The sequence below is a fragment of the Methylobacterium tardum genome, from assembly GCF_023546765.1.
Taxonomy (GTDB): Bacteria; Pseudomonadota; Alphaproteobacteria; order Rhizobiales; family Beijerinckiaceae; genus Methylobacterium; species Methylobacterium tardum.
Genome location: NZ_CP097484.1, coordinates 109213 through 121584, shown reverse-complemented (window position 1 = coordinate 121584; position 12372 = coordinate 109213). Strand labels below are relative to the sequence as shown.

The window sequence follows — 12372 nt, the reverse complement described above, 5'->3', positions numbered from 1 at the left end:
CTGTCAAAGGCCGAGCACGTCCGCCATCGTGTAAAAGCCCGGCGGCTTCGGATGCGCCCAGAGTGCGGCCTTCACCGCACCGGTCGCGAAAAGGCCGCGGTCGCCGGCGTGGTGGCTGATCGTGAGGCTCTCTCCGGTGCCGGCGAAGATGACGCTGTGGTCGCCCACGACGCTGCCGCCCCGGAGCGTGGCGAAACCGATGTCACCGGGCTTGCGGGCGCCGGTATGCCCGTCCCGGGTCGAGACCCGGACCGCCTTCAGATCGACGCCGCGTCCCGCCGCGGCGGCCTCGCCCAGCATCAGCGCTGTGCCGGAGGGGGCGTCCACCTTCATGCGGTGGTGCATCTCGCAGATCTCGATGTCGAACTCGTCGCCGAGCGACTTGGCCACGCACCGCACCAGTTCGGTCATCAGGTTGATGCCGAGGGACATGTTGCCCGATTGCACGATCCGGGCGTGGTAGGACGCCGCGCGCAACTTGGCGAAGTCGTCCTCGGACAGGCCGGTCGTGCCGACGACGTGGACGATGCGGGCCTGGGCCGCGAGTTCGGCGAACGCGACCGTGGCTGCCGGCGCGGTGAAATCCAGCACGCCATCGGCCGCCGCGAAGGCCGCCAGGGGATCGTCGGTCACCGGCACGTCGAGGGGCGACAGGCCGGCCAGCGTGCCCGCATCCTGCCCGAGGGCCGGGGAGCCCTCGCGCTCGATTGCCGCCGACAGGGTGCAGCCTTCGGCCTGCGCAACCGCGCGCACCAGCATCCGCCCCATGCGCCCGTCGGCGCCGACCACTACGAGCCGCATCCGGTTTCCAACTCCGTCACAGGGTTCGCGGGGCCCGGGCCGAGAAGGCCCGCTCCGCCCCGTGTCGTCCGCCGGGCGCCCAATCCACCGCAGTCATGACGGGCGCCCGCGCGCGGTTATTCCTTCTCGGGAGCGATCTGCTCAAGCCCGCCGATATGCTTCTGCGCGTAGAGCGGCAGGCCGATCTGCTTGATCAGCTCCAGCTGCGTCTCAAGGAAGTCGATGTGACCCTCCTCGTCCTCGGCCAGATCCTCGAACAGGCGCTTGGACACGCGGTCGTTGATCGAATCGCAGTACTTTGCAGCCTCGAGATAGAGGCTGCGGGCCTCGTTCTCGGCGGCGAGATCGGAATCCAGGATCTCCTGGACGTTCTGGCCGATGCGCAGCGGATCGAGTTCCTGCAGGTTCGGGAAGCCGTCGAGGAACAGGATCCGGTCGATGAACCGGTCGGCGTGGTTCATCTCCTCGATCGATTCCTTGCGCCAGAACTTGGCCAGCTCAACGTAGCCCCAGTCATTGAGCATCCGGAAATGCAGCCAGTACTGGCTGACAGCGGTCAGTTCGCTGCGCAAACCCCGGTTGAGATACTCGATGACCTTGGTGTCGCCCTTCATGCCCCCGTACTCCTTACCGTGTTTTCAGGCGGGGGGCAGAAGCATCAGGCCGCGACTCCCTCATCCGCAGTTTGGAATTTCACCAAACTACACGCGCTTGCGCAAGCGGTCGTGCAGGCATGGCTGCTCTCCGCTTGCGCAGCTTGGCCGAGGGCGGTCTCCATGATCGAGCGGATGGTGCGGGCGCAGCGACCGCATTTCGGGCTGCAGCCCAGACACGCATAGACCTGGGCCGGGGTGCGCGGGCAGCCGGGGCCGGGCGAGAGGCAACTGCGTACCGCGCCGTCCGAGATGACATTGCAAGAACAGACGATCATGCGCGCCGCAGATCCCGCCTTCTCCGAGCCGGTCGCAGCCTCACTGGGCCGAACCGGGCACATCCGCCAGTTTAGAAGCTTTGAAAAGTAACTGACTTTTCAATCATTTACTGGTCGGCGCTGCACATGACACCCGCGCTTGCCCGGGTCAAGTCGCCAGTCCCGCACGGACGGCGTCGCGAAACGGATCAGCGCGCGAGCTCCCGCAAGCCCAGGCGGATCAGCACCCTGGCCTCGGCCCCCTCCCCGGCGCTCTTGAGGGCGGCGGCGACCGCGGTGGCGGCCTGGACCTGGGGGTAGCCGAGATTGACCAGAGCCGAGATCGCGTCGGCCACGGGCTGCGGAGCGGCGCCCGCGCCCACGGCGTCGGTCAGGGCGACCAGCGACGGATCCACCGGAGCGAAAGCCGGGGCCTTGTCCTTCAGTTCGGCGGCCATCCGGGCTGCGAGCCGGGGTCCGACACCCGGTGCGCGGCTGATCGCAGCCTTGTCGCCCGTGGCGATTGCGTTGGCCAGCGCCTCCGGCTCAAGGGCCGACAGGACACCCAGAGCCACGCGGGCCCCGACCCCCTGGACGGTCTGGAGCAGACGAAACCATTCCCGTTCGGCATCGGAGCGGAAGCCGTAGAGCCGGATCATGTCCTCGCGGACATGAGTCTCGATCGACAGTTCCGCCGGCTCGCCCGCCTTCGGCATACGCTGGAGCGTCCGCGCCGAGCAATGCGCGATGTAGCCGACGCCCGAGACGTCGAGGATCACGAAATCCTCGCCGAACGAGTCCACGATTCCCTTAAGCTTGCCGATCATGCCTTGCCTGTCCGCCAACCCGGGATGCCTACAGAAGCGCAACCGCCTCCGCCAGACGTGCTTGAGCCGGCCTGGACTTCATGAAATCAGGTTTGCTGCGCGGGCCGACCTTGGCCGGCACGGGGGACGACCATGCGTGTGCCATTTCTTGCCCTGATCGGGCTGCTGTGCCTGGCTTCGGCCCAGGCGGCGGACAATCCTGCACCGCCCGTGGGCCCCAGTGCCGATCCGACCCAGGTGCGACCGGGCGCCTACGTGCTCGATCCCGATCACGGCAAGATCACGTGGTCGGTCTCCCATCTCGGCTACTCGACCTATTACGGCCAGTTCACCGGCCTGACCGGGACCCTGCAGCTCGATCCGAAGGCGCCGGAGAAGAGCGGCCTCGACGTCACCGTGCCTCTCGGCGGCGTCATCACCGGCAGCGCGCGGCTGAACGAGCATCTCGCGGCGCCGGATTTCTTCGATGCGGTCAAGTTCCCGAACGCCACCTTCAAGGCCACCCAGATCGAGCCGACGAGCCCCACGACGGCGCGGATCACCGGCGATCTGAATCTCCGCGGCACCGTCCGGCCGCTCGCGATCGACGCGACCTTCAATCAGGCCGGCATCCACCCGGTCGATCAGCGCTACACGGTCGGCTTCGATGGGCGGGCCGTAATCAAGCGCTCCGATTTCGGCATCAATGCGTATCTGCCGCAGCTCGGCGATGAGGTGACCCTGCGGATCGAGGGGGAGTTCAAGGCCGCGCCCTGACGCGGTCGGAAGCCGGCCCGTGACGCCGCCGCGGCACGGGTGTAGTCAGCCGCCACCGCGGGCGGCCGCGGAGGGATAGCCGCGCGTGTCGGTGGCATCAGGGAGATTCAAGCGGTGCGGGGTACGAGACTCTTCGGCGTCGTCCTGACTCTCGCCCTCGCCGGCCAGGCCAGCGCACAGGCGCCGGCACCGCCGCCGGTTGCCCCCAGCGCGCCGGCCAGCCCGCTCTCGCCCCTCGACAATTACGCCGCGGCGGCCTCAACCACGATCATCGCCGAGCAGGCCTGTCCGGGCGTTCAGGTCAGGGCCGGGCAGCTCACGACCCTGCGCCTCGCGGCCCGGGTCAATCCCGGTCAGGAGGCTGTGCTGGAGGAGAAGCTGCGCACGCGGGCCTCGCAGGTTCGGCAGCAGCTCGCGGCCGATGGCCGGGAGGCCTGGTGCGCCGAGGCACTGGCCGCCTTCGGCCCGCAGGGGACCATCGCCAAGGGCGTCCTGGCCACCGGCGCACCGATCCGCTGATCCAGGCCGCGCCCCGGCCGTGAGGATTGACACGAAGCCGCAGCGCCCGTAGTGACCCCGCATGGCGCGCGGCCTCTCCTGAGGTCCGCGCGTTTCGCGTTGTCCGGGCACAAGCCCGCGCAATGACTTCAAACAAGAAGCCGGTCCAGGGGCAGCCCCCGGAGGCCGTTCGAGAACACGAGAGAACGATGTTCGCAGTCATCAAGACGGGCGGTAAGCAGTACCGCGTCGCCGCCAACGACACCATCACCATCGCGTCGCTCGCGGGCGAGGCCGGCGAGGCCGTGACCTTCGGCGAGGTCCTTCTGTTCGCCGACGGCGCCGGCGCGACCCAGGTCGGCGCTCCGACCCTGTCGGGCATCAGCGTCACGGGCGAGATCGTGCGCCACGGTCGCGACAAGAAGGTCATCGCCTTCAAGAAGCGCCGCCGGCAGAACTCCCGCCGCAAGCGCGGCCATCGCCAGGACCACACGGTCGTGCGCATCACCGGCATCTCGGCCTGAGGCACGGCGCAAGCGCTGGGCGCGTCACGGTCCCTGAGGACCCGATCCGCGACCGCATCCAAGCAGATCAGAATTCGGAGCTCATCCCATGGCACACAAAAAGGCTGGCGGCTCGTCCCGCAACGGTCGCGACTCGGAAGGCCGGCGCCTCGGCGTCAAGAAGTTCGGCTCGGAAGCCGTGATTCCGGGCAACATCATCGTGCGCCAGCGCGGCACCAAATGGCATCCCGGCGCCAATGTCGGCATGGGCAAGGACCACACGCTCTTCGCGCTGGTACCGGGCCATGTCCGCTTCGAGACGCGCCGCGGGCGCGCCTTCGTAGCCGTAGCACCGCTGGCCGAGGCCGCGGAATAAGAGGCGGGCGCCCGAGAGGCGAAGCTGGCGTCCCGCCCGGTGTCCCACACCGGACCGGAGACGTCGTTGCCGAGCCCCTGACGGGCCGGATCGGACGGAACACCGGGGAGGATGGGACGCCATCCTCCCCTTCGTCGTCTTGAGGCGGTGCCCCGGAGCCGGGCGCGCTGCCCAGCGAGGGCACGATGTTCCCCGATCTGACCCGTGATGACGTCTTCCGGATCGAGACGCGCCGGCTATGGCTGCGCTGGCCGGCCGCCAAGGACAGGGACGCGATCCTGAAGCTGGCCGGGGATCCGGCCGTGTCGGAGATGCTGGCGCGGGTCCCACACCCGCTGCCGGCACCCGTGGTGGATGCCTTCCTGCTGCAGGCGCGCTCGGAGAACGCGGCCGGGTCGGCGCTGACGCTCGCCCTGGCACGGCGCGCGGCCCCTGCGACCGCGATCGGCGTCGTCAGCATTGAGGTCGGGCCTGATCGGATGCCGGAACTGGGCTACTGGCTCGGAAAGCCGTACTGGGGCGCTGGCCTGATACGCGAGGCGGTGTCGAGCCTGTGCCACGCCTTCTTCGCCTATGCCGGAGGAACCGAGCTCGCGGCTTCGGCGCGCAGCGTCAACCCGGCGTCCCGGCGCGTCCTGGAGTCGTGCGGCTTCCAGCATGTCGGCACCGGCCTGCGGCCGTTTCCGGCTCGGGGCGCGGATCTGCCGGTCGATCGCTTCCGCCTCGACAGGCGGCGGTGGCAGATGCTGGAATCCGAGCCCGCGATGACGGAGGCTGCCTGAGGGCAGCCCCGCGGAACCGGCGATGGCCGGCGGCCGCTGACGAGGATGATGGTGCGGGTCCCGGATCCGTACCCCATTAGGGAATCGAGCCGTGAAGTTCCTCGACGAAGCCAAGGTCTATGTCCGCTCCGGTGACGGCGGTCCCGGCTGCGTCTCGTTCCGGCGGGAGAAGTTCATCGAGTTCGGCGGCCCGAACGGCGGCGACGGCGGCCGCGGCGGTGACGTCTGGGTCGAGTGCGTCGAGGGACTCAACACCCTGATCGACTACCGATATCAGCAGCACTTCAAGGCCAAGAAGGGCGAGCACGGCATGGGCTCGAACTGTCACGGCGCGAACGGGACGGATGCCGTTCTGAAGGTCCCGGCCGGCACGCAGATCTTCGCCGAGGACGGCGAGACGCTGCTCGCCGATCTGACCGAGGTCGGCCAGAAGATCCGCCTCGCCAAGGGCGGCAACGGCGGCTTCGGCAACGCCTACTTCACCACCTCCACCAACCGCGCCCCGAAGCACGCCAATCCCGGCCAGGAAGGCCAGGAGATGTGGATCTGGCTGCGGCTGAAGCTGATCGCCGATGCCGGCCTCGTCGGCCTGCCGAACGCCGGCAAGTCGACGTTCCTCGCCAGCGTCACGGCGGCCAAGCCGAAGATCGCCAACTACCCGTTCACCACTCTGCATCCCGGCCTGGGCGTCGTCCGCTCGGACGGGCGCGAGTTCGTGCTCGCCGACATCCCGGGCCTGATCGAGGGCGCGCATGAGGGCGTCGGGCTCGGCGACAGGTTCCTGGCTCATGTGGAGCGCTGCCGCGTGCTGCTGCACCTCGTGGACGGCACGAGCGAGCATGCCGGCAAGACCTACAAGCTGGTGCGCGGCGAGATCGAGGCCTACGGCAACGGCCTTGCCGAGAAGCCCGAGGTCGTGGCGCTCTCGAAGGCCGACGCCCTCGATGCCGAGACCCTGAAGAGCAGGTGGCCAAGCTGAAGCGCGCGGCCGGCCGCGCGCCGCTGGTCCTGTCCTCGGCGAGCCGGAAGGGCGTGCCAGAGGCGCTGCGGGCGCTTCAGGCCGAGATCGACGCCAGCGCGGAGGCGGATCGAGAACCTGAGGCTGCCGGCAGCCGTGAGAGGTCGAAGCCTCCGATAGCGTGAAGGCGCCAGCAGGGCCGCTCGATGCGAGCCCTGCCGGCGATCCGTTTCGGTGCGTGCGATCAGCCCTGCTTCAGCTTGGCGATCGTCTCGGCCGGCACGCCGGCGAAGTTGTTCGACACGAGGTAGTTCGGGCTGGCCTTGATCCAGGCATCGAGGTCGATCTCCTCGAACTTGCCGTTGTCCCAGGTCTGGATGATCTCCAGGTCCTCGTCGCCGACGTTCTTGATCGCGTGACCAAAGCCCTGGGGGATGTAGGCCACGTCGCCCGGATTAAACTCCGCGACCTTGCCGCGACCGCCCGAGCCGAACAAAGCCACCTCGCCCTTACCCTTCAGGTAGAAGTGCCATTCGTTGGCGTTCACGTTCCAGTGGAACTTGCGCATCTGGCCGGGCCGGATGGTCATGACGCCGCCCGACATCGACTTGGAGATCGGCCACTCGTCCACGGTGGCGAGGCGGAAGGTGCCGCCGTCGAACTCGCGCACGGCGCGCGGGTCCTTGAGGAGCCGGAACTTGTGGGTCGATTCCTTCGGCCAGGGCGCATCCAGCGCCTGGGAGAGCGGGATCACCGGGCCGGCCTGAATATAGGCCTCGCCCTTCGGGAAGGCGTTGAGCGCTTCCTTCGGCAGGCCGAAATCGGCCGCCAGCATGTCCTTCGGGGACACGTCGACCCAGTCGGTGATCGAGAAGGTGCCGTGCTCCGAGAAAGCGCCGTTGTCGAACGACAGGATGAAGTGGCACGGCTTGTCACCGATCGTCTGGATCGAGTGGCCGTGGCCCTTCGGGAAGAACCAGAGGTCGCCCGGCTCGTAATTGTTGATCTCGCTCGCCCCCGACGGGTCGAGAACCACGGTCTGGCAGCGGCCGTCGATCACGTAGGCCCACTCGGCCGCGATCGCGTGCCAGTGTAGCTCGCGCGAAGCGCCGGGGTCGAGGAACATGTGCACGCCCGCGATCCCCTTGCTGATGGGGAACTGATGGACCGTGGCCTCCTTGGCCCAGCCGCCGGACGTGATCTTCGGCACATTGCCGTCGAGCGAGAAGTGGAAGTCGGGCATGGCGCCGACATCCTTGGGATCGTGGTAGGCAACCTGAGCGCCCGGGGGGAGCTGCTGAACGTCACGGCCGAAGCCGCCGGCGCCCGGCGCGCCGTGGTCGGTCGCCGCCGCAGCGGCCTGCTGCGTGAGAGCGACGAGACCGCCAGCGCCGAGCGCGGCGGTCCCGAGAAACGCGCGTCGATTCGCGTCCATCGTGTCTGTTTCCTGTCTGTCGTGAGGCCGGGCGACCCTGCGCCCGCTACGACGCGCCACCCGTGAGGCCCGGCGCGCTGTCGCGCTGCAATATCGACATTTGGAATGCCAAATACTCACGAGGTCGTGAGGGATGATGACGCTTCGGAAAACGTGTCAGGCGTGACGGTCGACCAGAAGCGGCGGATGTTTTCGGGATTCGGCAGTGCGGACCCGGGGCTGCACTGCGCCCCGGTGGCTGTTCAACCGCTCGGTCTTCGTCCAAACCGCGTCGGTGCAGCCGCCGCTACAAGAATCATGATCCCTGCCCTCGAAGATTTCCGCCGCATCGTCATCAAGGTCGGCTCGGCGCTTCTGGTCGATCGCGGCGCCGGCCGCCTGCGGCACGCCTGGCTTGCGGCCTTGGCCGAGGACATCGCGGAACTGCACGCCCGCGGGGTCGATGTGCTCGTCGTGTCTTCGGGCAGCATCGCGCTCGGGCGGACGGTGCTCGGCCTGCCGGCCGGCGCCCTGCGGCTCGAGGAGAGCCAGGGGGCTGCCTCGGTCGGTCAGATCACCCTCGCGCGGCACTGGGCCGAGGCGCTGGGCCACCACGGCATCGTCGCCGGGCAGATCTTGGTGACGCCCCAGGATACCGAGGAGCGCCGCCGCTACCTGAACGCCCGGGCGACGGTGCTGAAGCTCCTGGAGATGCGTGCGGTGCCCGTGGTCAACGAGAACGACACGGTGGCGACCTCGGAGATCCGCTACGGCGACAACGATCGACTCGCCGCCCGCGTCGCCACCATGATCGATGCCGACGTGCTGGTCCTGTTCTCGGATATCGACGGCCTCTACACGGCGCCGCCGAAGAGCGATCCGGACGCGCGCCACCTGCCGGTGGTGGAGCGCATCACCCCCGAGATCGAGGCGATGGCGGGAGGCCCGGCCTCGGAGCTGTCGCGGGGCGGGATGCGCACCAAGGTCGAGGCGGCCAAGATCGCCGCGTCCGGCGGCACGCATCTGGTGATCGCCGACGGGCGGGGAAAAAACCCGTTGAAGGCGATGCGGGACGGGGCTCGCTGCACGTGGTTCCTGTCGGGCTCCACGCCGACCGCCGCGCGCAAGACCTGGATCGCCGGCTCGCTCGAGCCGCGCGGGACGCTGACCATCGATCCCGGTGCCGTCAAAGCCCTGCGCGGTGGCGCCAGCCTGCTCCCCGTCGGCGTGCGCGCAATCGAAGGCAGCTTCTCCCGCGGCGATGCCGTGGTGATCCGTGATCCGGAGGGCCGCGTGCTCGGCCGAGGTCTTGTGGCCTATGACAGTGCCGAGGCCGGATTGATTATCGGACACCCGAGCGCCCGTATTCCGGACGTGCTCAATTATCCCGGCCGTGCCTGGATGGTGCACCGCGATGACTTGGCATTGTTCTAGTTAATCCGGTTCTCCCGCAATCTGCTTAATCTTTCCGGGATCGATGACTGAGCTGAAGGGCAACCAAGCGCTCTTGTATGTGCGGTGTCCGGTGTGCAAATAGCGTCCCTCAACCCCGTCCGGCCAGATGAGCGGCCGTCGCGTAGCGAGGACGCCGAAGTGCCCGTCCTGAACCTGAGATCGGATTTCGCCGAGGCTGACGCGCTTCCGGAGCAGATGGCCGCCATCGGCCGTCGCGCTCGGGCGGCGGCACGGCGGATGGCGCTGGCTTCGGCCCGGACCAAGGATGTCGCCTTGAAGGCGATCGCGGAGCGCCTGCGGGCGAGCCGGGATGAGATCCTGAACGAGAATGCCCGCGATGTCGCGGCGGCCCGCAATGCCGGCCAGAGCGCCGCGCTGATCGATCGGCTGACCCTCGATCGCGGCCGTCTCTCTGCCATGGCGGATGCCGTGGAGAAGGTCGGATCGCTGGCCGATCCGGTGGGGCGCCAGCTCGCCGCGATCGAGCGGCCGAACGGCCTGCTGATCGAGCGCATCGCTGTGCCGCTCGGAGTCGTCGGCGTGATCTTCGAGAGCCGCCCGAACGTCACCGCGGATGCCGGCGCCCTGTGCCTCAAGGCCGGCAACGCGGCGATCCTCCGGGCCGGGTCCGACTCTCATCGGACAGCCATGGCGATCGCCCGGGCGATGAGCCGCGGTTTGGCCGATGCCGGTCTGCCGGAGGACGCGATCCAGCTTGTGCCGACCCGCGATCGGGCCGCCGTCGGCCTGATGCTGGCCGGCCTCGATGGCTGCGTCGACGTGATCGTGCCCCGGGGCGGCCGCGGCCTCGCCGAGCGCGTCCAGGCCGAGGCTCGGGTGCCGGTCTTCGCGCATCTCGACGGAATCAACCACGTCTACGTCGCCGCGGCGGCGGACCTCGACATGGCCCGGACTGTCCTGCTGAACAGCAAGATGCGGCGGACCAGCGTCTGTGGTGCCGCCGAGACCCTGCTGGTCGATCGCGCCTGCGCGGCGACGCATCTCGCGCCCCTCGTCACCGCACTGGCCGATGCCGGCTGCGCCGTCCGGGGCGATGCCGAGACCCAGGCGATCGACCCGCGCGTGACTGCCGCCTCCGAGGAGGATTGGCACACCGAGTATCTCGACGCTATCATCGCGGTTCGCGTGGTGGACGGGATCGATGCGGCCATCGAGCACATCGAGACCTACGGCTCGCACCACACCGACGCGATCATCACGCAGGATGATGTCGAGGCCACGCGCTTCCTGGCCGAGGTGGATTCGGCGATCGTGACCCACAACGCCTCGACGCAGTTCGCCGACGGCGGCGAGTTCGGTTTCGGGGCCGAGATCGGCATCGCCACCGGACGCATGCATGCGCGCGGGCCGGTCGGTGTCGAGCAGCTGACCACCTTCAAGTATCGCGTCCACGGCAGCGGTCAGATTCGCCCGTGATGTCAGCCCAAGGCCCGGCGTGCGGCTGAACCTGCCGCCGAGCGCGCCCGGGATGCGGATCGGCCTCTACGGCGGATCCTTCAATCCGGCCCATGCCGGCCATCGCCACGTCACCCTGATGGCCCTGCGCCGGCTCGGGCTGGACCGGGTCTGGTGGCTCGTGAGCCCAGGCAACCCGCTCAAGAGCCGGAACGCTCTGCCGCCTGTCGAGGTTCGGTGTCGCCAAGCCGAGCGGATCGCCCGGCATCCGCGCATCGCCGTGACCGGCGTCGAGGCGGTGCTCGGCATTCGCTTCACCGTGCAGACCCTGCGCGTCCTCACCCGCCGATGTTCCGGCGTGCATTTCGTCTGGATCATGGGGGCTGATTCGCTCGGGACGTTTCACCGCTGGAAGGGCTTCGCCGAGATCGCGCATCGCGTGCCGATCGCAGTCATCGACCGGCCCGGCTGGACCTTGACCCCGCTGAGCGCGCGGGCTGCGCGCCGCTTGGCGGGAACGCGTCTGCCGGAGGCGGCTGCGCCGACGCTCGCGCTGCGCCCGCCCCCCGCCTGGATCTTCCTGCACGGTCCCCGGTCGCATCTCTCCTCGACCGCCATCCGCAACGGAATGCAGGGAAGTCGTGAGCGACAGGTCGCGGCGCAGTTGCAATCGGCGCCCGAAGCCGCCAATTTCATACTATCCCACGAGCCATGATGCGGCCGCGTGGCATCACGAGGAACTAGGACTCTGCCCGAGACCATCCGCACGGAGACGATCCGCACCCCCGTCCAGGCACCGGAGGAATCCGGTCAGGCGCGCTCGGACGATTTGAAGGCTCTCGCTCTCGGATGCCTCGACGAGATGAAGGCGGAGGAGACGATCGCGATCGATCTGGCCGGCAAGACATCGCTCGCCGACACGATGATCATCGCGTCGGGACGCTCGCAGCGCCATGTCGGCTCGATCGCCGACAAGATCATCCAGGAGATGAAGAACCGCGGCTTCGGCAATGCCCGGGTCGAAGGTCTGCCGGCCTGCGACTGGGTCCTGATCGACGCCGGCGACGTGCTGGTTCACATCTTCCGCCCCGAGGTGCGCGGCTTCTACAATCTTGAGAAGATGTGGGGCGCGGACCGTCCGGTCGGGCTCGCGGCCGGCTAGGCGTCTCACCCGCTTGCGCCTGCTCCTCGCAGCGGTCGGGCGGCTGAAGGCCGGCCCGGAGCGCGAACTCGCGTCACGATACCGCGACCGGACCGCCCAATTGGGCCGCGGGCTCGGCTTCCCGTCCTGCGACAGCGTCGAGATTCCGGAATCTCGCGCACGGAGGGCCGTCGATCGTTCTAGCGAGGAAGCTGCGGCGCTCGCCGCTCTGCTGCCCTCCGGCGGCGTCCTCGTCGCGTACGACGAACGTGGCCGGGCCGATCTAGCCAGCGAGGCTCTCGCGCAGCGCGTCGCAGCGTGGCGCGATGTCGGCCGGCCGACGCTGGTCGTGGCGATCGGCGGGCCCGACGGTCTGGACGCCTCAATTCGGACGAAGGCGGAGCTGATCCTGTCGTTCGGGGCTGCAACTCTGCCCCACGGACTCGTGCGCGTGCTGGCTCTCGAACAGATCTATCGCAGCCTGGCGATCCTGGCCGGCCACCCGTATCACCGGGGCGAAGCAGGCTGATCCGAC

At 68.7% G+C, this 12372-nt stretch carries 15 protein-coding genes and 1 pseudogene; 11 read left to right on the top strand and 5 right to left on the bottom strand.

Annotated features, from left to right (window positions below; all coding sequences use genetic code 11):
• Positions 1–3: 3 nt before the first annotated feature.
• The 4 genes from dapB to ruvA form a co-directional block, all read right to left on the bottom strand.
• Positions 4–801 (bottom strand): 4-hydroxy-tetrahydrodipicolinate reductase, encoded by a 798-nt coding sequence (gene dapB, locus M6G65_RS00605; protein WP_238197518.1) that lies wholly within the window; start codon positions 799–801, stop codon positions 4–6.
• 116 nt (positions 802–917) lie between these two features.
• Entirely contained in the window at positions 918–1415 is a 498-nt protein-coding gene (gene bfr / locus M6G65_RS00600) for a bacterioferritin (RefSeq protein ID WP_043380322.1), read from the bottom strand.
• A gap of 44 nt (positions 1416–1459) precedes the next feature.
• Positions 1460–1732, bottom strand: coding sequence for a (2Fe-2S)-binding protein (locus tag M6G65_RS00595; protein ID WP_238197519.1), 273 nt, complete (start codon positions 1730–1732; stop codon positions 1460–1462).
• A 188-nt stretch (positions 1733–1920) separates the two neighbouring features.
• Positions 1921–2538, bottom strand: a complete 618-nt coding sequence (ruvA, locus tag M6G65_RS00590; protein WP_238197520.1) for a Holliday junction branch migration protein RuvA — start codon at positions 2536–2538, stop codon at positions 1921–1923.
• Positions 2539–2670: 132 nt separating this feature from the next.
• Between ruvA and M6G65_RS00585 the strand changes: the two genes are divergently transcribed.
• The 6 genes and pseudogenes from M6G65_RS00585 (at position 2671) to obgE (ending at position 6596) form a co-directional block, all read left to right on the top strand.
• Entirely contained in the window at positions 2671–3294 is a 624-nt protein-coding gene (locus tag M6G65_RS00585; RefSeq protein WP_238197521.1) for a YceI family protein, read from the top strand.
• A gap of 114 nt (positions 3295–3408) precedes the next feature.
• Positions 3409–3813: a hypothetical protein gene (locus M6G65_RS00580; protein ID WP_238197522.1), complete on the top strand. Its 405-nt coding sequence runs from the start codon at positions 3409–3411 to the stop codon at positions 3811–3813.
• Between the two features lie 188 nt (positions 3814–4001).
• Complete coding sequence (rplU, locus tag M6G65_RS00575; protein WP_010683509.1) at positions 4002–4316, top strand: 50S ribosomal protein L21; 315 nt, start codon at positions 4002–4004, stop codon at positions 4314–4316.
• A gap of 88 nt (positions 4317–4404) precedes the next feature.
• The gene (gene rpmA / locus M6G65_RS00570) at positions 4405–4671 is read left to right on the top strand and encodes a 50S ribosomal protein L27 (protein ID WP_091781540.1); all 267 of its coding nucleotides are present in this window, start codon (positions 4405–4407) and stop codon (positions 4669–4671) included.
• Positions 4672–4856: 185 nt separating this feature from the next.
• Positions 4857–5453: a GNAT family N-acetyltransferase gene (locus M6G65_RS00565; protein ID WP_238197523.1), complete on the top strand. Its 597-nt coding sequence runs from the start codon at positions 4857–4859 to the stop codon at positions 5451–5453.
• Positions 5454–5544: 91 nt separating this feature from the next.
• Positions 5545–6596: pseudogene (gene obgE / locus M6G65_RS00560) on the top strand (GTPase ObgE).
• Between the two features lie 59 nt (positions 6597–6655).
• Here obgE and M6G65_RS00555 read toward each other — a convergent pair.
• Positions 6656–7846, bottom strand: a complete 1191-nt coding sequence (locus M6G65_RS00555) for a cupin domain-containing protein (RefSeq protein WP_250103433.1) — start codon at positions 7844–7846, stop codon at positions 6656–6658.
• 297 nt (positions 7847–8143) lie between these two features.
• Here M6G65_RS00555 and proB point away from each other — a divergent pair, with 297 nt between their 5' ends.
• From proB to rlmH, 5 genes are all read left to right on the top strand, one after another.
• A complete protein-coding gene (proB, locus tag M6G65_RS00550) occupies positions 8144–9259 on the top strand; it encodes a glutamate 5-kinase (RefSeq protein WP_238197526.1) in 1116 nt (371 codons plus the stop codon).
• A gap of 159 nt (positions 9260–9418) precedes the next feature.
• The gene (locus M6G65_RS00545; RefSeq protein ID WP_250103432.1) at positions 9419–10717 is read left to right on the top strand and encodes a glutamate-5-semialdehyde dehydrogenase; all 1299 of its coding nucleotides are present in this window, start codon (positions 9419–9421) and stop codon (positions 10715–10717) included.
• A gap of 52 nt (positions 10718–10769) precedes the next feature.
• A complete protein-coding gene (locus tag M6G65_RS00540) occupies positions 10770–11411 on the top strand; it encodes a nicotinate-nucleotide adenylyltransferase (RefSeq protein ID WP_238197588.1) in 642 nt (213 codons plus the stop codon).
• A 9-nt stretch (positions 11412–11420) separates the two neighbouring features.
• Entirely contained in the window at positions 11421–11858 is a 438-nt protein-coding gene (rsfS, locus tag M6G65_RS00535) for a ribosome silencing factor (protein ID WP_373323820.1), read from the top strand.
• A 13-nt stretch (positions 11859–11871) separates the two neighbouring features.
• The gene (gene rlmH, locus M6G65_RS00530; RefSeq protein ID WP_238197528.1) at positions 11872–12366 is read left to right on the top strand and encodes a 23S rRNA (pseudouridine(1915)-N(3))-methyltransferase RlmH; all 495 of its coding nucleotides are present in this window, start codon (positions 11872–11874) and stop codon (positions 12364–12366) included.
• Positions 12367–12372 lie beyond the last annotated feature (6 nt).